Raw genomic sequence first — 22,682 nt, 5'->3', positions numbered from 1 at the left:
TCTGCTCCGGCTATGCAACATCAGCCTGTCGGCAAATCGACAGGCTCGACCCGTCAGGCTAAACAGGACGCCATGTTGACCATCGGCAAACGCGACGCAAGCGGCAACGCCGCCAAGGAGGCCGACCACCAGCCCCGCGTCGCGGTCGGCGAGGAGGGCGGCGTCCTCGGATGCGCTTTCTCCGGAATCTGGACGACGCGGACGGTGGCGCTGATCGATGCCGAGATGCGCAAGATCGAGCAGCGCAAAGGCTTTCAAACGCTGGCCCTCGACCTCTCCCACATCGAGAAGATTGATACGGCCGGCGCCTGGTTGATCGACCGCCTGGTCAGCGTCTTTGAGAAGAAGGGCGTCGAGGTCAGGATGCAGGGGCAAAGCGATGTTGCCTCGATCCTGCTTGGTGCTGTCGGCGAGGCCGTTCGGCGCGAGCCCGAATCGGGTCGTGTCCGGCGCCCCAACATCGTCCTTCGCGGGCTGGAGGCGATCGGCCGCCGCGTCTATGAGATGCGCGACGATTTCCTCGCCTCGATGAACATCCTCGGCGCCACCATCGGCGGCGCGCAGATGAAACTCGGGCGCGGCCATGCCATCAACCCTGCGGCGATCTTCAACCAGATCGATCGCATGGGTGTCGGCGCCATCCCGGTGGTGGCGTTGATGTCGGCCATCGTTGGCGCCATCGTCGCCCAGCAAGGCGCCTACCAGCTCAACTATTTCGGCGCCAACATCTTCGTTGTCGACCTGGTCGGCGTGCTGATCCTGCGCGAACTCGGCGTGCTGATGACCGCAATCATGATCGCCGGCCGCTCCGGCAGCGCCATCACCGCCGAGATCGGCTCGATGAAAATGCGCGAGGAGGTCGACGCGTTGAAGGTCATCGGCCTCAACCCGATCGGCGTGCTGGTGTTTCCGCGCCTGGTGGCGCTGGTGATCGCGCTGCCCTGTCTCACCATCATTGCCAATTTTGCAGCCCTTGGCGGCGGCATCCTCGCTGCCTGGCTTTATTCCGGCATCACGCCGTCCGCTTTCATCGATCGGCTGCGCGGCGCGATCGACATCAGTACCATCTTCGCCGGCCTGATCAAGGCGCCGTTCATGGCCATGATCATCGGCACCATCGCTTCCGTCGAAGGCATGAAAGTCGGCGGCAGCGCCGAATCGCTGGGCCTGCACGTCACCGCCTCGGTGGTGAAGTCGATCTTCGTCGTCATCATCCTCGACGGCCTTTTCGCCATCTTCTACGCCTCGATCGAGTTCTGACATGACGGGTAAGAGCTCAAAGGCGATCAAGGCTGAGCAAGGGACGAACGAAAGCGATATCGTGCTCTCCGTGCGCGACATTACTGTCTCCCTGGATGACAAGCTGATCCTCGACAAACTGGCGCTCGACATCAAGCGCGGTGAAATCCTCGGTTTCGTCGGTGCTTCGGGCGCCGGAAAATCGGTGCTTCTGCGCACCATTCTCGGCCTGCTGCACAAGCAGTCCGGGACGATCAAGCTGTTCGGCGTCGACGTCGACAAGGCGAGCGACATCGAACGGTTGCGCGTCGACATGCGGCTTGGCGTGCTTTTCCAGCATGGAGCGCTGTTTTCGGCGCTGACGGTGCAGGAAAACGTGCAGGTGCCGATGCGCGAATATCTCGATTTGCCGAAGAAGCTGATGGACGAGCTGGCCTTGCTCAAGATCGAGCTGGTCGGCCTGCCGCCGGACGCCGCGCAAAAATTCCCCTCGGAGCTTTCGGGCGGCATGATCAAGCGCGCCGCCCTGGCGCGGGCGCTGGCGCTCGACCCCGACATCGTCTTCCTCGACGAGCCGACGTCCGGCCTTGACCCGATCAGCGCGTCCGAGTTCGATGAATTGGTCGTCAAGCTGCGCGATACGATGGACCTGACGGTCTATATGGTCACACACGATCTCGACACGCTCTTTACCGCTTGCGACCGGGTGGCGGTGCTCGGCAACAAGAAAATCCTGGTCGAAGGCACGATCGACGACATGCTGAAGAGCGAGGAGCCGTGGGTAAAATCCTATTTCCGCGGAAAACGCGCCCGGCAACTTGATCTTGCGGCGCGCGCATAGCCATAAGTGGGGCAATGGAAACCAGAGCCAACTACGTCATTGTCGGCATTTTCACGCTGGCCGCGATCCTGGCGGCCTTCGCGTTCGTCTACTGGACAGCGCAGATTGGCGATCGCGGCGAGACGGCGGAGTTGCGCGTGCGCATTCAGGGCTCGGCCTCAGGCCTTGGCCCAGGCAGTCTGGTGCTGTTCAACGGCGTCAAGGTCGGTGTGGTCAAGCGGGTCTATTTCGACCGCAACGATCCGAATGCCGCCATCGCCACGACCGAGATAGACACGACAACACCGCTCACCAAATCGACGCAGGCCGATATCGGCATCGCCAGCCTTGCCGGCCAGGTCAACATCGAATTGAAGGGTGCCAATCCCAAGGAGCCGAACCTGCTTGAGGAGGCGGCCAAGGAAGGCAGGGTCGCTGAAATTCTCGCCAACCCGTCGGCTGTCAACAATCTCCTGCAGACAGCGCAAAACATCTTCACCCGTGCCGACAAGGTGCTGTCGGACCTCGAAGGCTTCACCAAGGATGTGCGCGGGCCACTGACCCAGACCGTCAAGAACGCCCAGACGTTCTCGGATGCGCTTGCCAAGAATGCCGACGGCATCGACAAGTTCCTGACCGCCGTCAGCGCGCTGTCGGACGAGTTGAAGGGTGTTTCGGGCAAGCTCGACGGCACGCTGAAGGCCGCCGAAGGCCTGCTCAACGCCGTCGACAAGGACAAGATCAAGAGCATCGTCGCCAACGTCGATGCGGTGACGGGCAACCTCAAGGAAACGTCGAAGCAGCTCGATGGCGTGATCAAGAACGTCGATACGGCGGTCGGCTCGGTCAATGATTTCGCCACGCGCACGCAAGGCACGCTGGCCAAGGTCGACAATGTGCTCGACGGCATCGATCCGGCGCAGGTGCGGGTGGCGCTCGCCAACATCCAGAAGGCCAGCGAAAACGCCAACAAGGCCGCCGCCGACATCGCCAAGGTGACCGACAAGTTCGCCGACCGGGCCGACGATATCGACGAGACGATCAAGGATGCCAGACAGCTGGCGCAGCGCCTCAACGATGCCTCGGTGCGCGTTGACGGCATCCTGAAAAGGGTCGACACGCTGCTGGGTTCAGGCCAGGCCGACGGCGTGATGGCGGACGCCAGGGACACGTTGAAATCGTTCAAGCAGGTCGCCGACACGCTGAACGCACGGCTTGGCACCATTACCGACAATCTGGCGCGGTTCTCCGGCCAGGGCCTGTCGAATGTCGAAGCGCTGGTCCAGGACAGCCGGCGTTCGATCAGCCGCATCGAAGAGGCGGTGACCGATCTCAGCCGCAATCCGCAACGCATCCTTTCGGGCGGCGCCGGCGAGGTTCGTCAGTTCGACGGCAGGGCGCGGCGTTGACTTCGGCCGCCGCCCGCCGCAAGAAGTTGAACCGCGACTGCGGGTTGGTCTTACGATCCGGGGACAATGGGGATCGCGCGTGACGTTCAGCTTGGGTGGGTATAAGTCTGCTGTCGTGTTGCTTGGCTTGACGTTGGCCGGTTGCGCGGCATTGGGGGGCAAGCCGGCGCCGCTCGATACATTCGAGCTTTCCGCTCCCTCGATCGACATGCGGGGCCACAGCCGCCGCCAGATCCTGATCGCCCAGCCTTCGGCGCTCAAGGCGCTGGACAGCCAGAACATCGTCATCAGGCCGTCCGACCACTCGATCCAGTACCTCAAGGGCGCGCAATGGGCGGATCGCCTGCCGCTCATCGTGCAGGCAAGGCTCGCCGAAACCTTCCAGCATTCCGGGAGCTTTAGCGGTGTTGGCAAGCCGGGCGAGGGGCTGGCGATCGACTATCAAATCATCGTCGAGGTGCGGTCCTTCGACGTTCGCGTCAATGGCGGCGAACATGCCGAGGTCGACCTGTTCGTGCGCATCCTCAACGACCGCAACGGCGAGGTGCGCGCCTCCAAGAGCTTCACCGCATCTGCTCCCGTCTCGGGCAGCGGCAATCCGGCCTATGTCAGCGCACTCGACAGCGCCTTTGGCGAGGCTGCGAAGGATATCGTGCGCTGGACGGATTCCGTGATCTGAGCGAGGCGATTGCTTCGTATCGCGACAAGATAGTGCGTTTGGTTGCGATCCTTCGCGCCCCTCCAAGCTCTCGGGAATGAAAAAAGGCGGGAAAAATCCCGCCTTTTGCTTGTCCGGTGATTTTGCCCGATCAGTGCAACCGGCCGCTCGCGTGGGCCAGCATGGTGTAGACCTTGCCGGTGTCCGACGTCAGGTAGGTCTGCGCCATGATGTTGTCGCGGTCGTTGCGCGAGACGTCCTTGAGCAGCTTTTCGAAGTCGTCGCAATAGCGATCGACGGCGGCGCGGAACTCCGCCTCACCCTGATACTTGCGCCGGATTTCGTCGAAGGTCTGCTGGCCCTTCAGCGTGTAGAGGCGGCGCGTGAACACGTCACGTTCGCCGCGCCGGTAGCGGTTCCACAGCTCGATCGAAGCGTCATGGTCGATCGCCCGGGCAATGTCGACGGAGAGCGAGTTGAGCGACTCCATGACATGCAGCGGCGAACGCTGGGCGGGTGTTGCGCGCGGCGCTTCCGCGGGCGCTGCCGGCCTGGCGACTTCCTCCTCGCGCGATGCCCCGGTCAGGAGGTCGCGCACCCATCCGCCTTGCGGTGTACGGGCGTTGGCGTCGCGCTGGCGCGGTGCTTCGGCGGGACGTTCGATATCGAGCGTGCCGCGCAGGCCACCAAGCGGCACCTGCGGTGCCGGACGCTCGTCCTGCGGCGCTGGCGGCGGGCGGCGTACCGGCTCGGCCGGGCGCTGGACCGGCGCCTGGGGGGCCGGGCGCAAATTACGGGGCTCGGAATTGTCGCCCCCGCCGCGGCCCGATTTCGCAACGATATCCGAAAGTTCCTTGAGCGCGTTGATCTGCTCGGAAACGGCACGGCGGATCGCCGACGTCGATTCCTTGGCCTCTTCCGGCATCTCGATGACGCCCTTCTTGAGCTCGGCGCGTGTGAGGTCAAGCTCGCTCTTGATCGAGCTTGCGGTGCGCCGCATCTCCTCGGTCGCATCGGCAAACCGGTTGGTTGCCGAATCGACCACTTCCGCAATGGCAATGCGGATCTTGTCGGCCGATGCCAGCGTCCTGCCTTCGGCATTCTGCATCGTCTGACCGACAAGGCTCTCGAACGAACGCATCACCTTCTCGAGGTCTTCCGACTTCTTGACCAGGCCGACGGCGAGATCCTCCAGTGAGGACTGCCTCTCCAGCGTGTGTTCCAGGTTACTCTGCGCCGAGCTCAGCAGGTCGGAAGCCGACGACAACAGACGGCTGTGCTCGTCGAACTTGGTGGCGATCGAGGCGACTTCGCGCAGCGTCGCAGACGACAGTTCGGTAAGCCGTGTCGTGTTCGAATCGACCAGGCGGGCCGAGCTGGCGAAGGTCTGCGCCGCCTTTTCGGTGGTCGCCGCGAAGCTTTGCGTGCTGCCGCTGAGGCGTTCGTCGACCTGGCCGAGATTGAGCGCCGCCTGCTCGATCAGCTCACCGAGTTGCGAGCTGGAGACGCTCATCCGGCCGATAAGATCGGCGACACTGTCGGCAAGCGAAGAGCGCGCGCCTTCGACGGCCGACAGAGTCTCGGCCGTACGGCTGGCGAGCGCGTTGACGAGGGCGGCGTTTTCGCTGCGCAGCTTCTCGGTGGCGCGTTCGGTGACCTCTTCCATGCTCTTTTGCAGTTCCGAGCCGCCCTGGGCGAAGCGCTCGACCAGCGGCCGTGCGGTTTCGTCGAGGATCTTCGACATTTCGGCCGAACGTGCCGCCAGCATCGTGTTGAGCTCGCGGGTGTTGGTGCCGATGGTCTTGGCCGCGTCGTTGGTGCTCTGGCCGATATGTTGGCCAACCGCGGTGAAGGTCTCGGCAATCGTGTTGGCGCGCGAGATCAGTTGCGCCTCGGCGCTCGACACCTGCTCGTTGAGCTTCTGGCCCATCGTCTCGGTGGTGTAGGCGAGGCGGTTTTCGACACTCGCGACCTGTTCCTCGACGCGGGTGGTTGCGGCAGCGACGCTCGCTGCCAGCCGCTCGTCGGCGCCGGCCAGAGCCTGCTCCATCTCGCGGGCGTGGACGGCAAGTTCCTGGCCGGTTTGGCGTGCGCGTTCGGCAACCCGCTGCTCGGTATTGGTGAACGCGCCGACGATGTTGTCGGCATGCTCGCCGATCGTCGAGGTGGAGTCGGCGATGCGCGACACCAGGCGGTGATCGGCCTCGTCGAAGATGCGGCTGATCTCGGTGGCGCGCGCCGACAGGGCGTCTGAACCCTCGGCAATGCGCGAGATGAGCTGCTGGTCGGCGGCGTCGAAGATGCGGCCGAGGTCGGAGGCGCGGGCGGCAAGCGCTTCGGCGGATTCGCCGATGCGCATGCTCAGCCGTTGGTCTGCACCCTCGAAGTTGCGCAGGATGTCGCCGGCGCGGTCAGCCAGCGACTGCGCCGTCTCGACCGCACGGGCGACTAGCTTCTGGTCGGCGGCGTCGAACGTGCCGGCGATTTCGCCGGCGCGGGCAGCCATCCGTCCGGCCGTTTCTTCGGCGCGGGCGAGCAGCGAGTTCGACGTCTCGTCGTGCCGGGCAAGCAGCGCGCTCGTCGTGTCCTCGGCACGTGCGTGCAGGCGGCGATCCGCGTCCTCGAAGGTGCGGGCGATGTCCTCGGCGCGGGCGAGCAGGGCGGCCGACGTCTGCTCGGCGCGCTCTGCGATCTTGCGGTCTGCATCGCTAAAGGCAGCGCCCGCCTGTTCGTGCAAGGCACTGGTGACTTCCATCACTTTCTCGCGCAGGGCGCCGGCAACGAAGACGGCGCTCTTTTCGAGCACGTTGCGGACATTGTCGACACCCACCGACAGCGCACGCTCCATCGTTCCAGCGCGCTCCTCGATGATGCCGGTCTGCTTGCTGAAGGCCTGCTCGATCTTTTCGACGTCGGCTGCGATGGCCGCCGAGATATCGCTGCTCCTGGCGGCAATCTGGTCGATATGCCCCGACAGCGAGATGTCGACATCCTTGCGTGTGTCGGCGAGCTTTGCCAGATCGTCTTCCAGCGCCTGCGTCAGCATATTGCGGCCTTCGGCCAGCTTGCCGACATGCCCCGCAATGATGTCGTCGACCTCACTGCGGCTTGCCGACAGCTTCTGCAGGTCGGCTTCCAGGGCGCGCTTGAGGATGTCGCGGCCTTCGGCCAGCTTCTCGACCTGGCCGGCGACCAGCCCGTCGATGCTCGACCGGCTCTCGGCCAGCTTGGCGAGGTCGTCCTCAAGAGCCTTCGACAGCGTCGCGCGATCCTGGACGAGCTTGTCGCTGTGGCCCTGGAGCAGGCTGTTGACATTTTCCAGATCGGCTTCCAGCACCCGTGCGAACTCTCCACGGTTTTGGGTCAGCTTCTGCGACTGGTCGGCAATGGCGCTCCTGATCGTGTTGAGATCGGCTTCGAGCGCCCGCTTGAGGATGTCGCGGCCCTCGGCGAGCTTCTCGACCTGTCCGGCGACCAGCCCATCGATGCTGGAGCGGCTCTCCGCCAGCTTGGCGATGTCGTCTTCCAGTGCCTTCGAGAGGGCCGAACGGTCCTGGACGAGCCTATTTTGATGATCGGCCATGATGCCGCTCACATTGTGCAGATCATCCTGAAGCGCCTGGGATAGCGTCGAACGATCCTGGACAAGCCGGCTCGTGTGGTCGGCGATCAGGCTGTTCACATTCTGCAGGTCGGCTTCCAGTGCCTTCGAAAGCTGGCTGCGCTCTTCCGCCACCCGGTCGGAATGACCCACGATGGCACCCTTGATGGTATTGATGTCGGCTTCGAGCGCGCGCTTGAGGATGTCGCGGCCTTCGGCCAGCTTCTCGACCTGGCCGGCGACCAGCCCGTCTATGCTCGACCGGCTTTCGGCCAGCTTGGCGAGGTCGGCCTCGAGCGTCTGTGACAACAGGCCACGATCGTCGGCGAGCCGGTTCGAATGGTCGGAGAGCAGGCCCCTGATCCCGGACAGATCGTTCTCCAGCGCCTTGCTGAGTTCGGTCCGGTCCTCGGCCAGTTTCGCCGAGTGGTTCTCGATCACGCCCTTGATGCCGATAATGTCGTTTTCGAGCGCCTTGGTCAGGACGGCGCGGCCCTCGGCGATCTTTTCGACCTGACCGGCGACCAGCCCGTCAATCGAGGCGCGGCTGTCGGCAAGCTTGCCGAGATCGGCTTCCAGGGCGCGTGAAAGAATGTTGCGGCCTTCAGCCAGTTTCCCAACATGTCCGGCGACCATTTCATCAATGATCGTACGGGCTTGCACAAGTTTTCCGGAGTCTTCATGCAAGGCCTGGTTAAGCCGGTTGCGGCCCTCTTCGAGCCGTTCGAGATGGCTGCCCAGCGACGCATCGATGGCGGCGCGGGACTCGTTGACCTTGCGCAGATCCTCTTCCAAAGCGCGCGAAATCAGGTTGCGGCCTTCGGCCAGCTTCTGCACCTGGTTGGTTACGGCTGCGTCGATGCCGGCGCGGCCCTCGGCGAATTTCGCCAGGTCGGCCTGCATGGCCTCTGCCATGCGTTCGCGGCTTTCGGACAGCTTGCGGCTGTGGTTTTCAACAGCTTCCTCGATGCCGACGCGAGCGTCGGCGAGGCGCTGGATGTCGGTATCGAAGGAACGCGACACGACATGGCGGGCCGCTTCCATACGGCCGGCGAAATCGCTGGCGCGGGCTTCGAGCATGGACGAGGTCGACGAGACGATGTCGGCCATGTCGGCGCCGATCTGGGTCTTGCCCTGATCGATCATCGCCGACAAATGGTCCTTGCTCTCGGCAAAGGTGTGGGCGATCTCGCGAGCGCGCTCGACCAGCGTCTCGTTGATCTGGCGGGCACGCGCCTCAAGCGCGGCGTTGAGTTTTTGCGTGCCGGTGTCGAGCGCTTCTGCGCGGGTCTCGAATTCACTGATCAGCGCCTGGCCACGTTCGGCCAAGGTGCGCTCGATGCCGCTGAGGCTGGATTCGAATTCCGAGCTCAGGGTCCGGGCGGCGCCGCCGAGCAGCGACACCATTCCGGTGGTGCGGTCGTCGAGCAGGTCGGTCAGCGACCGGGTCAGGCCGTCCGTGGTGTCCGTCAGCTTGGCGATGCGGGTATCGAGCAGCGATGCGAAGGCTTCGCCCGACGTCGACAGCCGGTCGGTGATCGTATCGAGCCGGCCTTCCACCTGATCGAAGATCGACATCGAGCTTTCGTTGATGCGGTCGATCAGCGTGTCGCCGGAATTGGTGATCGTCATCGAAAGCTTGGTCGAGGCGTTGAGGATCGAGTCGCGAATGATGTCCGAGGCAGCGCCGATTTCGTCCTTCAGTGTCTCATGCGCGCCTGTGATCGAGGCGCGCACGCGCTCGGCATGGGTGACGACGGCTTCGCGCTCGCTGCCCAGACCGTCGACCAGCGAGCGGATGCGGGATTCGTTCTCGGAATAGGAGCGTTCGATCTGGTTGACTTCGCTGTGGACCAGCGTTTCGAGCTCGACGGCGCGCGCCAAAGTGCGCTCGATGCCTTCGCCCATCGCCGCCACCTCGCGGCGAACGGCCTGGCCGATCATCATGACACGGTCCTGGGCGAGGTTTTCCGGCTCCGCCAGGCGGAAAGCCACTTCCGTCATCGACTGGGCGGCGATGCGCATTTCCTGCGCGCGGCGGATCATCGCCGCGAAGGCCCAAAACAGGACAACCGGAATGATTGCCGCGATTGCGAGGCCGATCAGTTCGGGGCGGGCCAGGAGCTGATCGAATGTACGGATTTTCCAGATGCTGGGGCCAAACAGGAGGTTGGCAAGGCCGCCGGCGCCGGCAATCCAGGCCAGCGACACGAACGCCACGACCCAATAGATCGTGCTCGACGCGCGCCGGTTGAGGCTGTGCAGCAGCGTCTTGTAGTCTTTCTGGTGGTCATCGTTTGCCGGCTTGAAACCGGCCGGCTGGGCGGCGTTGCGCGATTCAACCGGGCGCAACTCCGCGGGCTTGGCCTTGGCAGCCGGCGTTGCGCTTTGATTTTGTTGGACGGGTGCGCTTTGAACGGGGGCGGGTTTTTGGGTGCGGCCTTCGCGCGCCAGTTCATCGGCGGCCTGCGAAATCTGCGCTTCCAGATCTTCCATCGACGCCGCAATATCGAGATCGCCGCTGCCGTCCCCGCTAAGGTCGAGGTCTAGTGCCTTTTCGAGTTCCCTGGCTACGTCGCTGTCGAGATTTCTGGTCGTCGTTGGTTTCTTCGCCATGCCTTCGCTACCCTGTACTAGCTGCCGAGGGACTTTATGATTTTGGCCTGATTCTGGCTTGTCTGGTCCCACGCAGGAGGCTGAAAATGGACCCTCGTATCGTAATGACACACAGGGGTAAAGAAAACATGCATTCCGCGAGATACGTAAAACTTTAAATATAAGGTTAACGAGAACGTGATTTCGCCGCCTCCACGGCAACAATTTTCCAGCCCATTCATTAACGCGTTGGCGACGGAAATCGCCTAGGTTTTTTGGTGATTGGCACAGGGAGTTTCAAATTGGTACGCGGTGAAAGCGGCATTGCCTTCTCAATGCCGGGCGGCGATGTGTCGGGACCGGCCCGTTCGCGGCCGGTGGATATGGCCCATCTGGCCCGTCAGACAATGGGCGATCGCGCCCTCGAACAAGAGGTATTGGCACTCTTCGTACAGCAGGCGCTTTCCGTCCGCGACAGAATAGTCGACGCCGACGTCAGGGAGAGGCTGCTTCTGGCACATGGGCTGAAAGGTTCGGCGCGCGGGGTCGGCGCCTTTGCCATCGCCGACTGCGCCTCATCGATCGAACGGCAGCCGGAAGACATGCGCACCCTCAAGCGCCTCGGAGCCCTGATCGAGGAAGTGCGCGATTTCATCGCCGCCATCAACCGGTAATGGCTGCCGCTCGGCAGCGGCCACCGGGATGAATCAGCGGGGCCAGGGCGCGCTTTAGCCAGCTTTCTGAAAAAAACGTCACAGAGCGGCGCTTTCGCGCCGCAGTTGACTTGTCCGGCGGAGTGATTATCTCGGCTGAGACTCCCTTCAGGTGACAAATGACCAAGCTGACCTTCATCGCCCATGACGGCACTCCTTTCGATGTCGAGGCCGAAAACGGCTCGACCGTCATGGAGAATGCGATCCGCAACGCGGTGCCGGGCATCGAGGCGGAATGCGGCGGCGCCTGCGCCTGCGCGACCTGCCATGTCTATGTCGACGAAGCCTGGACGGCAGAGGTCGGCGAGCCGGAGGCGATGGAAGAGGACATGCTGGACTTCGCCTATGACGTCCAGCCGAACTCACGCCTGTCCTGCCAGATCAAGGTGCGCGACGCGCTTGACGGCCTCGTGGTGCGTGTGCCCGCCCGCCAGGGCTGAACCAACTTCTTTCGGATTTTTATCGCCGGCGCTTGGCAGCAAGCCAATGCTCATGCAGTCTCGCGCCAGTTTGGCAATGAGGCTCACCTGGCATGACCGATGTAATCAAGACCGACGCACTTATTGTCGGGGCAGGGCCGGTTGGCCTGTTCGCTGTGTTCGAACTCGGCCTCTTCGACATGAAGTGCCATTTGATCGACATCCTCGACCGGCCGGGCGGCCAGTGCGCCGAGCTTTATCCGGAAAAGCCGATCTACGATATTCCGGGCTGGCCCTCGATCTCGGCGCAAGGCCTGGTCGACAAGCTGCTCGAGCAGATCCACCCGTTCAAGCCCGATTTCACCTTCAACCGCATGGTCTCCAGCCTGGAGAAACTCGACGACGGCTCATTTCGGGTCACCACCGACGAGAACGAGGTGTTCGAGGCCAAGGTGGTGGTGATCGCCGCCGGCGGCGGCTCGTTCCAGCCCAAGCGGCCGCCGATTCCCGGCATCGAGGCCTATGAGGGCAAGAGCGTCTTCTATTCGGTGCGCCGCATGGAGGACTTTCGCGGCCACGACCTCGTCATCGTCGGCGGCGGCGATTCCGCGCTCGACTGGACGCTGAACCTGCAGCCGGTGGCAAAGAGCGTGACGCTGGTCCACCGCCGCCCGGAATTCAGGGCGGCGCCCGACAGCGTCAACAAGATGTACGCCATGCAGGAGATGAAACAGCTGGAATTCCGCGTCGGGCAGGTGAGCGGCCTGGCCGGCGCCGACGGCCAGCTGGCGTCCGCGACCATCAAGGGCGGTCCTGAGGGCGATATCGAGGTGCCATGCACGCGCATGCTGCCGTTCTTCGGCCTGACCATGAAGCTCGGCCCGATCGCCGAATGGGGACTCAATCTTCACGAGAACCTGGTTCCGGTCGACACCGAAAAGTTCCAGACCTCGGTGCCCGGCATCTTCGCAGTCGGCGACATCAACTGGTATCCCGGCAAGCTGAAGCTGATCCTGTCGGGTTTTCACGAAGTCGCGCTGATGGCGCAGGCGGCCAAGCGCATCATAAGCCCCGGCGAGCGCATCGTCTTCCAGTACACGACGTCGTCGACGAGCCTGCAGAAAAAGCTCGGCGTCGTGGAGTAGGTCCTACCGGGCTCTCTGGATCACTCCACCAGGACTGCCGCCTCGGTCTCGTCGCGGCCACGCAGCGACTTCTCCGGCATCAGCGCCAGTGTGATCAGCGACAGGACGAGCGTGATGGCCGCGGCAAGGAAGATCATCATGAAGGGCGTCGCCGACACGATCTGTCTGGCGGCGGCAGGCGCGCCTTCGCCGGCAAGCGGCAGGCCATAGCCGAGCGCGACGGCGCCGAGCATGGCGACGCCGAGCGCGCTGCCCAGCGAACGCAGGAAAGTCAGCACGCCGGTGGCGACGCCGAGATGCGCGCGGTCGACGGCGTTCTGCACCGAGACGGTGACGACCGGGAAGGTGGTGCCGCTTCCAAGCCCGATGCAGATGGTCAAGAGTTCGACCACCAGCAGCGAGGCGCGGCCTGCAGCCAGGCTGAGCACGCCAAGACAGATGATGGCGAAGAGAACGCCGATCATGGCGATGCGCTTGTAGTGGAAGAAGCGCGGTATCGTGCGGCCGCTGAACGTCGCGCCGGCGACCGTGCCGAGCAGCAGGCCGAGCATGGCAAGGCCTGACTGGCTGACCGATAGGCCGATGATCGACTGCAAATAGACCGGCAGGTACACGGACAGGCCGATATTGGCGGCCTGCAGCAGGAACATCGACGCCGTTCCGGCAAGCACGATGGGATTGCTGAGCACTTCCAATGAAATCAGCGGCTCGGTCGCTCGCATCAGCCGCAGCGCGAACGCGCCCCAGAAGACCGACGAACAGGCGAGCAGGCCGAGAATCTCGCGAGAGGCCCATGGATAGGCGCTGCCGCCCCAGTTGAGCGCCAGGAGCAGCAATGCCGTCGCCACAACCAGAAGCAGCGCGCCCAGGGCGTCGATGCGATGGCGCTTTGCGGCGACCGGCAGTTTGCGCAGCGGCTTGTTGATGATCGCCATCGCCACCAGGCCAAGCGGAATGTTGATCCAGAAGATCAGCGACCAATGCAGATGTTCGGCAAAACCGCCGCCGAGCAACGGTCCGGCGATGCTGGCGACAGCCCATGTGCCCGAAATCCAGGCGGCATAGCGCGCCCGTTCGCGCGGCGGCACCAGGTCGCCGATGACGATCTGCGCCAGGGCGAACAGGCCACCGCCGCCCCCACCCTGGATCGCCCGGCCGATGACCAGCACGAACATGTTGGGCGCCAAGGCACTGACCAGCGACCCCACGAGGAAGATCAGGATCGCCGCATAGACGGTCGGCCGGCGGCCATGGACGTCGGAGATCTTGCCATAAAGCGGCGCCATGGCGGTCGCCGTCAGGAGATAACCGGTCACGATCCACGGCAGATAGTCGGCGTGGCCGAGCGCACGGCCGATGGTCGGCATGGCCGGCGCGACGATTGTCTGGTCGAGCGCCGCCAGGAGCATCGACAAAAGGATGCCGGCGATGATGACGTTCTTCTCGCTTTCCGTCAGCGGCGCGGCGGGCGCCACCATAGCCGGATTGTCGACAGCCTGGTCCATATCAGTTCATCCATAACGTTTGAGTGCGGCGCCAAATGGCCGCTTCGCTATACGCCGCCTCAATTGGTCTTGATCTCGTGTTTCGAAGCTCGCGTCTTGCGGGCCTGACATATGTCGTCCCGTATAGGCCGATTTCGACCCTTGCCCGAAAATTTTCAGCGGCTGGCCTCATGTTTCGGCAGGATTGGCTTGTTCCAGTCCCGTGGTCAGCCAGGCGGAACCTGGCCGCTTTCGACGCGCTGCATGCGGTAGCGCAGCAGCCGCAGAATGCGGCTTTCGAAGTTGACGCCTTCGACGCGGTCGAAGCGCAGCTGGTCCTGGTCATGCCGGGCGAGCTCGGTCGCGGTGATCTGCGCCGCTTTCGCCTTTGCCTCGGCGCAGGTCTTTTGCGGAAAGCTCCCGTTCAGCGCGTCCTCGAGCTGACGGCCGTGGTTCTTGGCAATCTCGACATGGCGCTCCTCGTGGCGCTTGATGTCTGCCGACAGCGTATCCCAGAACAGCCTGACATCGGGGTCGGCCTTGCGCGGCCGGCGCCACTCCGGAAGGATGACCTTGACCTTGACGGTGACGGCAGCCTTGGCAATGTGGCAGGAATCGGCAGTCTGCGCGTAGCTGATGCGGGTGGTGAACGCCATCTGGGTCGCACCCGGATGCCGCATGCCGGTGCTTTTCACCTCGGGTCCATGCTTCGACAATTGCGTCTCGATGTCATCGAGCGTGCTGCCGCCGATGGCAAAATAGCTATAGGTCTTCACCAGATTGGTCGCGCCCGCCGGCGGGGCGGTCAAAGCCAGCATCAGGGCGCAGAGCAGGGGTCGCTTCATCATGTTGCCTCTTCACTCACCTTGCTTTACGGCCGTTGCCGGCGCAACCGAATTGATCCTCCACCGATCACGCATCGTTGATGGATTGCAAGCGCTCGATGGGTCACATGGTTGAAGGACAATGACGACAAGGCGATGGCAACTGGCGCATGGGCGCCATCTCGACCTTGGCGAGAAGGCCATAGTGGTCGGCATTCTCAACGTCACGCCGGACAGTTTTTCGGATGGCGGGCGGTTCATCGCGCCTGACCAGGCGGTGGCGCGGGCGCGCCGCATGGTGGAAGAGGGCGCTGCCGTCATCGACATCGGCGGAGAATCCACGCGCCCCGGCGCCTCTCCCGTAACCCCTGAGGACGAGCAGGCCCGCATCCTGCCGGTGATCGCAGCACTCGCCGGCTCCGGCGATGCCCTGATTTCGGTCGACACCTATCGCGAGCAAACCGCGCGCCTCGCCGTTGCCGCCGGCGCGCATATCGTCAACGATGTCTGGGGCCTGCAGCGTGAACCCGGCATTGCCCGCGTCGCCGCTGAGACCGGCGCTGGGCTGGTCATCATGCACACCGGGCGCGAGCGGCAAAAGCTGCCCGACGTCATCGACGATCAGTTTTTATTCCTGAAGAAATCGCTGGAAATCGCGAAGCGCAGCGGCGTCAAGGACGACCATATCGTGCTCGATGCCGGCTTCGGCTTCGCCAAGGAGACGGCGGAGGAGAACCTCGATCTGATGGCGCGGTTTTCCGAACTAAAGGCGCTCGGCTTTCCCCTGATGGCCGGCACCTCCAGAAAACGCTTCATCGGCACGGTCACCGGCCGCGAGGCCGCCGCGCGCGGCGCCGGCACGGCCGCCACCAGCGTCATCCTCAGGCTGAGGGGTGCCGATCTGTTTCGCGTCCACGATGTCGCAATCAACGTGGACGCACTGGCCGTGGCCGATGCTATGCTGGCGCGTGAAAAGCCGGGATACTAAGCCCAGGAAGCTAAGAAATGTACGTGATCCGCATGAAGAACTGCGCCTTCTTTGCCCGGCACGGCGTGCTGGACGAGGAGGAGGCGCTTGGCCAGCGTTTCTACGTCGATGCCGAATTGACGGTCGAGCCCAGCCGCCCGCTGGAGGATGATTCCATCGAGGACACCGTCAATTACGGCATCGCCTTCACGGTGATTGAAAAGATCATCACGGGGCATCGCCGTTTCCTGATCGAGGCGCTGGCGCTCGAAGTGGCGAAGGCGCTGACGGCGCGGTTTCCACAGATCAGGAAGGCCGAGATCACCGTGCGCAAACCAAACGCGCCGGTGCCCGGCGTGCTCGATTATGTCGAGGTGACCGTTGTCTGGCCCGAATAACACGGTCTATCTCAGCCTTGGCGGCAATCTCGGCGATCCGGCGGCCTCGATGGCCACGGCGCTGCGCCTGCTCGACGCCGACGAGAGCACGCGCGTCATCGCTGTTTCCTCGCTCTACCGCACGCCGCCCTGGGGCAAGCTCGACCAGCCGGATTTCCTCAACGCCGCTGCCGAGATTTCGACGGCGCTGGCGCCGAGGGCGCTGCTCGACCTCTGCCTCGAGGCCGAGCGCAAGCTGAAGCGGGTGCGTGAGGAGCGCTGGGGGCCGCGCCTGATCGACATCGACATATTGGTGTTCGGCGACCGCATCATCCACGAGACCGGGCTGGAAGTGCCGCATCCCCGGATGCTGGAGCGCGCCTTCGTGCTGGCGCCCCTGGCCGAGATCGCGCCGGAGCTGGCGGTGGGAGGCCGCAGCGTGTCAGAGCGGCTTGGCGCCGTCGACACGTCTGGCATAGAGCGGCTCACGTCCGGCCGTGACTGGTGGTTGAGCTAACCCGAAAACCCGCCGCCATCGAGAAATGCCTGTTCGTCGGCAGTCGTCTCACGGCCAAGCATCTTGTTCCTGTGCGGAAAGCGCCCGAAACGCTCGATGATGTCGCGATGCTCGATCGCGTATTTGATATACTCCGGCGCCCTGGCGGTCGTGAGTTCGACCGATCTGTCCTGGTCGGCGGGCAATTCCGAATGTTCGTAGGGAAGGTACAGGAAGACGCGCAAGTCTTTTTCCAGCGCAACGTCATGGCCGGCGGCGATCGCCTTGCCGGCAAAGTGCCTTGCCAGCGGATCGGTGGCGTACATGTGGCCGGTGCCGCGAAAGCAGTTGCGCGGGAACTGGTCGAGCAAGATCATCAGCGCCAGTGAGCCCTCGGCATGCTCCGACCATACATCGCATTCGCGGCGCGCGGCGGCAAAATGCAGGTCCAGAAACCGGCTGCGGAAATCCGCGTCGAAAGCGTCGTTCTTCTCGAACCACGCATCTTCACCGGCCTCGCGCCAGAATTTTGTGACGGCGAGCGCGCGCTCATCCAATACGGTCATCGGCCTTCCTCTGGCTGGGCTTGTTCGGATTTGCTCAACACACCGGCGGTTTCCTCATTCAGTGCCTGGCCGGGTCGGCGTGGCGGGGCAAGCGGCGTCGGTATGGGCGTGCCGATATTGCCCCTGAGGAAGCGCCGGCCAGCCCGTATGCCTTCCGCCAGTTGCGTCTCGAAGCGGTCGTTGTCGCGGCGGCGCACGTCCTCGATGACGTCGGCGACATCTTCCGGTTCGACGCCAAGTGCTTCGAGCGCCGAGCCACCAAAAACGAGGGCCGATTCGAAGGTTTCGCGCAGCTGGAAATCCACTCCGACGCGAATGAGCGACAGCGCGGTGCCGCGATCATACGCACGCGCCAGAACGGTCAGCAGCGGGAACTCCGCCTTAATCAGTTCGGCAATGCGAACGGCAGCGTCCGCCTTGTCGACGCAGATCAGCACGGCGCGTGCGCGGCCAGCACCGGCGGCGCGCAGAATGTCGAGCCGGGTGCCGTCGCCATAATAGACCTTGAAGCCGAAATCGGCGGCCGCCTGGATCATTTCGACATCATTGTCGATGATCGACACGTCGATGCCGCGCAACAAAAGCGGCTGGCTGGCGATCTGGCCGAAGCGACCGAAACCGATGACCAGAACGCTGCCGGTCAGGCCGTCGGCGATGTCCACGCCCTCGAGCGACTGCTCATCGCGCGGCGTCAGATATCTAAGCGCAATGATGGCCAGCGGAGTCAGCACCATGGAGATGATGATGATCGCGGTCAGCGTGGCGTTGGCCCGGCTGTCGATGATGCCGACTGCCGCGGCGGCGGAATAAAGCACGAAGGCGAATTCGCCGCCCTGCGCCATGAACACGGCGCGCTCCAGCGCTTCGCGGTGGCCGCTCTTCAGCATGCGGGCGACGAGATAGATGCCGAGCGCCTTCATCGCCATGTAGGCGACGACATACACGGCGACGAGCCGCCAGTTGTCGACGACCACATGCAGGTCGAGCGACATGCCGACAGCGAGGAAGAACAGGCCGAGCAGGATGCCGCGGAACGGTTCGATGTCGGCTTCCAGTTGGTGGCGGAATGTCGATTCGGACAGAAGCACGCCGGCCAGGAACGCGCCCATCGCCATCGACAGGCCGGAAAGCTGCATGACCAGCGCCGACCCCAGCACGACCAGCAGCGCCGCCGCCGTCATCACTTCGCGCGCCTTGGCGTCGGCCAGGATGCGGAAGAACGGATTGAGCAGATACCGGCCGGCGACCACCAGCCCGACGATGGCGCCAAGGCCGATGCCGATCTCGGTCAGCCTTTGCTGCAGGGTCATCTCGGCGCCACCCGGCGCCAGGAAGGCGACCAGCGCCAGCAGCGGCACGATCGCCAGATCCTCGAGCAGCAGGATGGAAACGATGCGCTGTCCCTTCGGGCTGGCCATCTCGCCGCGCTCTTCCAGCAGCTGCATGACGATTGCCGTCGAGGTCAGCACGAAGCCGGCACCGGCAACGAAGGATTGCGCGATCGGAAATCCGCCGGCGAGACCGACACCGGTGAGCAGCAAGGCGCAGACGCCAACTTGCAGGGCGCCGAGGCCAAAAATCTCACGCCGCAGGCCCCACAGCCGCGATGGCTGCATCTCCAGCCCGATGATGAACAGGAACATGACGACGCCGAGTTCGGCGACATGCAGGATGGCTTCCGATTCGGAAAAAATGCCGATACCGAACGGCCCGATGACGACGCCGGCGGCGAGATAGCCGAGGATCGAGCCCAGCCCCATGCGTTTGAAGATCGGAACAGCGACGACGCCCGCGGCAAGCAGCGCCACCACCTGAATGAGATCGCTGCCCGATGCTTCCGCCGCCATGCCTCTTGTCCCTGTGTTCTCCAGCACTCCTTGCATGCAGTTGGAGTGGGAGGCAAGGGCGGGAAGCCTGCCAGGAAGGGTAGGGCGTCATCGTAGCGGTCGCCCCGGTGGAACAACGGTCTCTGCTTGCCTGCCGGACGTTCGGCATCTATATTCGGCAAATGCTTGACCATTCGTCCCGACCGTCTTCGCCGCCCCATATCCCGATGGACGCGCTAAGCGAAGTTTTGCAAGACTTTCGCTTGAGTGGCGTCAACTATGGCCGCTGCGAACTCCGGCATCCATGGAGCATAGAGTTTCCGCAACAACCGCTGCTTCGTTTTCACTTTGTAGGCCAGGGTCCATGCTGGATTCATACCGAAGCGCAAGGCTGGCAGGAGTTGCGCGATGGCGATCTGGTGCTGCTCCCGCAAGGCACCGCCCATCGGCTGGCGAGTGCGCCGGACGTTGAAGGCGACTCGCTCGAGGGCTGCCAGGTGACCAAGTTGGGTGGCAATGTCTGCGAAGTGGTAAGGCAGGGAACGGGCGCGACAAGCACCCTTTTCTGCGGCTCCATGGCCTTGGGCTCCTGTGCGCTCAACCCGTTGATCACGTTGATGCCGCCTGTCATCAAGGGTTGCGATGTCGCCGGCAATGACCCGGTCGTCGGTCCTTTGCTGGCGGCGATGACGGTGGAGGCCGCGCAACCGCAGATGGGCAGCGCCACGATTCTGTCGCGTATGGCGGACTTGCTGACAGCCCGGCTCATCCGCTGCTGGGTCAATTGCAACGGAGCCTCGACGACTGGTTGGCTCGCCGCCATCCGCGACCCTCATATCGGCCGCGCTCTGGCAGCCATGCACCGGGACCCCGGCCATAACTGGACGCTGGGAAGCCTGGCCGGCGTGGCGGGCCAATCGCGGTCGATTTTCGCCGAGCGCTTCAGCGCTGTCTTGGGGGAGGGCGCTGCACATTATCTCGCCCGCCTGCGTATGCAGCTTGCCCGCGATTTGCTAGGGCAAAACGGCATGTCGGTTGCCGAAGTCGCTACCCGTCTGGGCTATGATTCCGAGGCATCATTCGCCCGCGCGTTCAAGCGCATCACCAATGTCTCGCCCGGCGTTGTGCGCCGCACAATTCCCGGACGAATAGATATGAATTTCGGATTTTAAGATACATATAATCCGGGCAGACTCGCCTATCTAAGATCTCCAAACTTTGGAGATCGTTCCGTGACTGACACAACATTACAGCTTGAAGACACCGCGATCGGCCTTGACGCCGATGCGCCAGCAGCGTGGAGCACAACCACCTGGTTCGCGGTCATTTCATTGGCTGCCACCAGCTTTGCGCTGGTGTCGGCCGAATTCCTGCCGGCAGGTCTGTTGACGCCGATGGCGCGCGATCTGGGCATCAGCGAGGGAACGGCCGGACAGGTCGTTACCGCCACCGCGTCCGTCGGTGCCGTGACGGCCATGTTGAGCAATGTTCTCATCGGCCGGTTGAACCGCAAGACCGTGCTGGTTGGCCTCATGGCCCTGGCGGTCGGTTCCAACATTCTTGCAGCGTTGGCGCCCAATTTCTGGCTGCTGTTGTTAGGCAGGGCCGGGCTGGGCGTCGCTCTCAGCGCTTTCTGGGCACTTTCGGTTGCCGTCGTGGCGAGGCTAGTCGGCGCTAATGCGACAGGTCGAGGCATGGCCATCGTCACCCTCGGCGTCTCGCTTGCCACCATTGCCGCGCCCTCGATGGGTGCGTTGATCAGCGACTGGCTGGGATGGCGCAGCGCCATGGCCATGACGGCGGGGCTGGCCGTGATTGCCATGCTGCTGCAACTGCTTAGCCTGCCGACCTTGCCTGCGGCTGCAAGCAACAGTCTTGGAGACGTATTTCGACTGACACGGCGGCGTGGCGTTCAACTCGGCATGCTTGCCATTGTCTTGCTGATGACGGGGCATTTTGCCGGCTCCGTCTATGTGCGCCCCTTCCTCGAACACGTTTCGCTGCTCGCAACCGGGCCGATTGCGTTGGCTCTGCTTGGATTTGGCATCGCCGCCGTAATCGGCAACATTGCCGGCGGCCGCTTGGCCGATGCCAATATCCACATGGCGCTCCTGGTCACCGCCGCTTTGATGGGGTTTGCGGCGCTGGCATTGGTACTTTGGGGCGTGCACATCGGTATTGCCTTCGGGTTTGTCACGCTTTGGGGCTTCGCCTTCGGCATGGCGCCGGTGGTGCTGCCGACCAATCTGTCCCGTGCGGCGCCTGATGCGCTGGAAGCAGCGGGCAGCCTGATGGTCACCTCTTTCCAGGTCGCCATCACCATGGGCGCGGTGGTCGGTGGTTATGTCGTGGACACCTATGGCGCTACGGGGCCCTTGACCCTTACCGCGGTCCTTGCCGCATCGACAGCCGTGCTGGCGATGCTGCAGCCTCGCGGCTGAACCTTGCTCCCGCTCACGCCGGCGGCCTGAAGTCCGGGCCGCCGCGATGTTGCAGCCGCGTTACACAAGTTTATGCGGTGCGCGCGTTGCGTTTTGCCGCAATCGGCGGCTAAGGGACGCTCGGCTTCGGCCGTTGGAAGGCAGCGACGATCAAGTTCTGCCTTTTTGAGGAGATGACTGACATGAAGAAGTTTTTGCTCGCCGGCGTGGGTGTCGCCATGCTTGCCGCATCGGCCTGCTCGAAGGCGCCTGAATGCACGCAGGAGATCGCGGCCAAGAAGGCGCAGGAGATGACCGCCGCGCTGCAGGAGGCGATCACCAAGGACCCGTCCAAGGCCGCCGACCTGACGGCCAAGGTGCAGGCGGTGACAACCAAGTACCAGGGCGCCACGACGCTGGACGAAGCCTGCAAGGCCTATGACGAGCTGACGGCCGCCATAAAGGGCTGATTGTCGTTCGGGGAATTGAAGAAGGCGGTGGCTCGGATGGCCGCCGCCTTTTTTCTTGCCGCTGCCGGCAATCAGTTCTTGGCGATGGAACCGACTTCCACGGCATCGACGCGCTTGAGGCTCATGCCGATCACCGGCACCAGTTGCTGGTCGACGCGCACGGCGATGGTCACCGTCATCGAATTGTCGTCGGGAATGCGAGCCTGCATGACGCCACGCAACTGGTTGCGGTTGATGGTGAAGACCACCTTGCGGGGATCGACGACATTGCCGCCGATAATGTCGAGACCCGAACCCGCGGCGCCGCCCATGAAGTTGCCCTTGTAGTCGCGTCCCTTGCGCTCAACGGTCGCTGACATTTTCTGGGTGAAAACACCGACCCGGCAGTCGCCGTCCAGCGACATGCCCGTCTTGTTGTCAGGCGTCGAGCCGTCGAAGCTGCAGGTGAATTTCGTGCCCTTGTACTTGCCGGCAACGATCTCGCCCGGGCCGACCCATTTGCCTTCGACGGTGCGGAAGAATTGCTTGTCGGGTTCGGCTGCAGAGGCTTTCCCGGCCAGGCCCAGAGGTGCTGCAAGCGCGACCAGGGGCAGGACGCAGGACAAGATTACGCTTTTCATGGACGACACCCGGCAACAAGGAGGCTGTTGTTG

General features: G+C 63.5%; 19 protein-coding genes. 13 read left to right on the top strand and 6 right to left on the bottom strand.

Annotated features, from left to right (window positions below; translation table 11 throughout):
• Positions 1 to 72: 72 nt before the first annotated feature.
• From ACWTU9_RS09160 to ACWTU9_RS09145, 4 genes are all read left to right on the top strand, one after another.
• Complete coding sequence (locus ACWTU9_RS09160) at positions 73 to 1,260, top strand: ABC transporter permease (protein ID WP_455858012.1); 1,188 nt, start codon at positions 73 to 75, stop codon at positions 1,258 to 1,260.
• Between the two features lies 1 nt (position 1,261).
• Positions 1,262 to 2,080: an ABC transporter ATP-binding protein gene (locus tag ACWTU9_RS09155; RefSeq protein WP_455858011.1), complete on the top strand. Its 819-nt coding sequence runs from the start codon at positions 1,262 to 1,264 to the stop codon at positions 2,078 to 2,080.
• Between the two features lie 14 nt (positions 2,081 to 2,094).
• Positions 2,095 to 3,468, top strand: a complete 1,374-nt coding sequence (locus tag ACWTU9_RS09150; protein ID WP_455858010.1) for an MlaD family protein — start codon at positions 2,095 to 2,097, stop codon at positions 3,466 to 3,468.
• A gap of 79 nt (positions 3,469 to 3,547) precedes the next feature.
• Positions 3,548 to 4,147, top strand: coding sequence for an ABC-type transport auxiliary lipoprotein family protein (locus ACWTU9_RS09145; RefSeq protein WP_455858009.1), 600 nt, complete (start codon positions 3,548 to 3,550; stop codon positions 4,145 to 4,147).
• Positions 4,148 to 4,277: 130 nt separating this feature from the next.
• Here ACWTU9_RS09145 and ACWTU9_RS09140 read toward each other — a convergent pair whose 3' ends face one another.
• Complete coding sequence (locus ACWTU9_RS09140) at positions 4,278 to 10,343, bottom strand: apolipoprotein A-IV repeat region-like domain-containing protein (RefSeq protein WP_455858008.1); 6,066 nt, start codon at positions 10,341 to 10,343, stop codon at positions 4,278 to 4,280.
• A 314-nt stretch (positions 10,344 to 10,657) separates the two neighbouring features.
• Between ACWTU9_RS09140 and ACWTU9_RS09135 the strand changes: the two genes are divergently transcribed.
• From ACWTU9_RS09135 to ACWTU9_RS09125, 3 genes are all read left to right on the top strand, one after another.
• Positions 10,658 to 10,996: an Hpt domain-containing protein gene (locus ACWTU9_RS09135; RefSeq protein ID WP_455858270.1), complete on the top strand. Its 339-nt coding sequence runs from the start codon at positions 10,658 to 10,660 to the stop codon at positions 10,994 to 10,996.
• Between the two features lie 158 nt (positions 10,997 to 11,154).
• Positions 11,155 to 11,475, top strand: a complete 321-nt coding sequence (locus ACWTU9_RS09130) for a 2Fe-2S iron-sulfur cluster-binding protein (RefSeq protein ID WP_023707481.1) — start codon at positions 11,155 to 11,157, stop codon at positions 11,473 to 11,475.
• Positions 11,476 to 11,567: 92 nt separating this feature from the next.
• On the top strand, positions 11,568 to 12,599 hold the full coding sequence (locus ACWTU9_RS09125; protein WP_455858007.1) for an NAD(P)/FAD-dependent oxidoreductase: 1,032 nt from the start codon (positions 11,568 to 11,570) through the stop codon (positions 12,597 to 12,599).
• Between the two features lie 20 nt (positions 12,600 to 12,619).
• Here the strand turns inward: ACWTU9_RS09125 and ACWTU9_RS09120 are convergent, their stop codons facing one another.
• Positions 12,620 to 14,104 (bottom strand): MDR family MFS transporter, encoded by a 1,485-nt coding sequence (locus ACWTU9_RS09120; protein ID WP_455858006.1) that lies wholly within the window; start codon positions 14,102 to 14,104, stop codon positions 12,620 to 12,622.
• A 206-nt stretch (positions 14,105 to 14,310) separates the two neighbouring features.
• A complete protein-coding gene (locus tag ACWTU9_RS09115; protein WP_454587099.1) occupies positions 14,311 to 14,931 on the bottom strand; it encodes a DUF922 domain-containing Zn-dependent protease in 621 nt (206 codons plus the stop codon).
• 118 nt (positions 14,932 to 15,049) lie between these two features.
• Here ACWTU9_RS09115 and folP point away from each other — a divergent pair, with 118 nt between their 5' ends.
• The 3 genes from folP to folK are packed head-to-tail and all read left to right on the top strand — an operon-like array spanning position 15,050 to position 16,768.
• The gene (gene folP, locus ACWTU9_RS09110; RefSeq protein WP_455858005.1) at positions 15,050 to 15,895 is read left to right on the top strand and encodes a dihydropteroate synthase; all 846 of its coding nucleotides are present in this window, start codon (positions 15,050 to 15,052) and stop codon (positions 15,893 to 15,895) included.
• Positions 15,896 to 15,912: 17 nt separating this feature from the next.
• Positions 15,913 to 16,272 carry a dihydroneopterin aldolase gene (folB, locus tag ACWTU9_RS09105; RefSeq protein WP_142865847.1) on the top strand — a complete coding sequence of 120 codons (360 nt, stop codon included), beginning with the start codon at positions 15,913 to 15,915 and terminating at the stop codon, positions 16,270 to 16,272.
• The gene (gene folK, locus ACWTU9_RS09100; RefSeq protein WP_455858004.1) at positions 16,256 to 16,768 is read left to right on the top strand and encodes a 2-amino-4-hydroxy-6-hydroxymethyldihydropteridine diphosphokinase; all 513 of its coding nucleotides are present in this window, start codon (positions 16,256 to 16,258) and stop codon (positions 16,766 to 16,768) included. Before folB ends, folK begins: the two co-directional genes overlap by 17 nt.
• Here the strand turns inward: folK and ACWTU9_RS09095 are convergent.
• Both ACWTU9_RS09095 and ACWTU9_RS09090 read right to left on the bottom strand, forming a co-directional pair.
• On the bottom strand, positions 16,765 to 17,313 hold the full coding sequence (locus tag ACWTU9_RS09095) for a DUF924 family protein (RefSeq protein WP_455858003.1): 549 nt from the start codon (positions 17,311 to 17,313) through the stop codon (positions 16,765 to 16,767). The two genes, folK and ACWTU9_RS09095, sit on opposite strands and share 4 nt — an antisense overlap.
• Positions 17,310 to 19,160: a monovalent cation:proton antiporter-2 (CPA2) family protein gene (locus ACWTU9_RS09090; protein WP_455858002.1), complete on the bottom strand. Its 1,851-nt coding sequence runs from the start codon at positions 19,158 to 19,160 to the stop codon at positions 17,310 to 17,312. The genes ACWTU9_RS09095 and ACWTU9_RS09090 overlap by 4 nt, the downstream gene beginning before the upstream one ends.
• A 161-nt stretch (positions 19,161 to 19,321) precedes the next feature.
• Between ACWTU9_RS09090 and ACWTU9_RS09085 the strand changes: the two genes are divergently transcribed.
• The 3 genes from ACWTU9_RS09085 to ACWTU9_RS09075 all read left to right on the top strand — a co-directional run bounded on the left by ACWTU9_RS09085 (position 19,322) and on the right by ACWTU9_RS09075 (position 22,029).
• Positions 19,322 to 20,311 (top strand): AraC family transcriptional regulator, encoded by a 990-nt coding sequence (locus tag ACWTU9_RS09085; protein ID WP_454587094.1) that lies wholly within the window; start codon positions 19,322 to 19,324, stop codon positions 20,309 to 20,311.
• A gap of 60 nt (positions 20,312 to 20,371) precedes the next feature.
• Positions 20,372 to 21,580 carry an MFS transporter gene (locus tag ACWTU9_RS09080; RefSeq protein WP_455858001.1) on the top strand — a complete coding sequence of 403 codons (1,209 nt, stop codon included), beginning with the start codon at positions 20,372 to 20,374 and terminating at the stop codon, positions 21,578 to 21,580.
• Between the two features lie 182 nt (positions 21,581 to 21,762).
• A complete protein-coding gene (locus ACWTU9_RS09075; protein ID WP_352561783.1) occupies positions 21,763 to 22,029 on the top strand; it encodes a hypothetical protein in 267 nt (88 codons plus the stop codon).
• Between the two features lie 71 nt (positions 22,030 to 22,100).
• Here the strand turns inward: ACWTU9_RS09075 and ACWTU9_RS09070 are convergent, their stop codons facing one another.
• The gene (locus tag ACWTU9_RS09070; protein ID WP_112561509.1) at positions 22,101 to 22,649 is read right to left on the bottom strand and encodes a hypothetical protein; all 549 of its coding nucleotides are present in this window, start codon (positions 22,647 to 22,649) and stop codon (positions 22,101 to 22,103) included.
• Positions 22,650 to 22,682: the final 33 nt, after the last annotated feature.

The organism is Mesorhizobium sp. 128a (assembly GCF_053848025.1).
This window is presented reverse-complemented; position numbering and strand designations above follow the sequence as displayed.

Excerpts from the sequence above, each read along its gene's own strand:
- ACWTU9_RS09160 (WP_455858012.1), top strand. The coding sequence starts at position 73 with ATGTTGACCATCGGCAAACGCGACGCAAGCGGCAACGCCGCCAAGGAG.
- ACWTU9_RS09155 (WP_455858011.1), top strand. The coding sequence starts at position 1,262 with ATGACGGGTAAGAGCTCAAAGGCGATCAAGGCTGAGCAAGGGACGAAC.
- ACWTU9_RS09150 (WP_455858010.1), top strand. The coding sequence starts at position 2,095 with ATGGAAACCAGAGCCAACTACGTCATTGTCGGCATTTTCACGCTGGCC.
- ACWTU9_RS09140 (WP_455858008.1), bottom strand. The coding sequence starts at position 10,343 with ATGGCGAAGAAACCAACGACGACCAGAAATCTCGACAGCGACGTAGCC.
- ACWTU9_RS09135 (WP_455858270.1), top strand. The coding sequence starts at position 10,658 with ATGCCGGGCGGCGATGTGTCGGGACCGGCCCGTTCGCGGCCGGTGGAT.
- ACWTU9_RS09130 (WP_023707481.1), top strand. The coding sequence starts at position 11,155 with ATGACCAAGCTGACCTTCATCGCCCATGACGGCACTCCTTTCGATGTC.
- ACWTU9_RS09125 (WP_455858007.1), top strand. The coding sequence starts at position 11,568 with ATGACCGATGTAATCAAGACCGACGCACTTATTGTCGGGGCAGGGCCG.
- ACWTU9_RS09120 (WP_455858006.1), bottom strand. The coding sequence starts at position 14,104 with ATGGACCAGGCTGTCGACAATCCGGCTATGGTGGCGCCCGCCGCGCCG.
- ACWTU9_RS09115 (WP_454587099.1), bottom strand. The coding sequence starts at position 14,931 with ATGATGAAGCGACCCCTGCTCTGCGCCCTGATGCTGGCTTTGACCGCC.
- folP (WP_455858005.1), top strand. The coding sequence starts at position 15,050 with ATGACGACAAGGCGATGGCAACTGGCGCATGGGCGCCATCTCGACCTT.
- folB (WP_142865847.1), top strand. The coding sequence starts at position 15,913 with ATGTACGTGATCCGCATGAAGAACTGCGCCTTCTTTGCCCGGCACGGC.
- ACWTU9_RS09095 (WP_455858003.1), bottom strand. The coding sequence starts at position 17,313 with ATGACCGTATTGGATGAGCGCGCGCTCGCCGTCACAAAATTCTGGCGC.
- ACWTU9_RS09090 (WP_455858002.1), bottom strand. The coding sequence starts at position 19,160 with ATGGCGGCGGAAGCATCGGGCAGCGATCTCATTCAGGTGGTGGCGCTG.
- ACWTU9_RS09085 (WP_454587094.1), top strand. The coding sequence starts at position 19,322 with ATGCTTGACCATTCGTCCCGACCGTCTTCGCCGCCCCATATCCCGATG.
- ACWTU9_RS09075 (WP_352561783.1), top strand. The coding sequence starts at position 21,763 with ATGAAGAAGTTTTTGCTCGCCGGCGTGGGTGTCGCCATGCTTGCCGCA.
- ACWTU9_RS09070 (WP_112561509.1), bottom strand. The coding sequence starts at position 22,649 with ATGAAAAGCGTAATCTTGTCCTGCGTCCTGCCCCTGGTCGCGCTTGCA.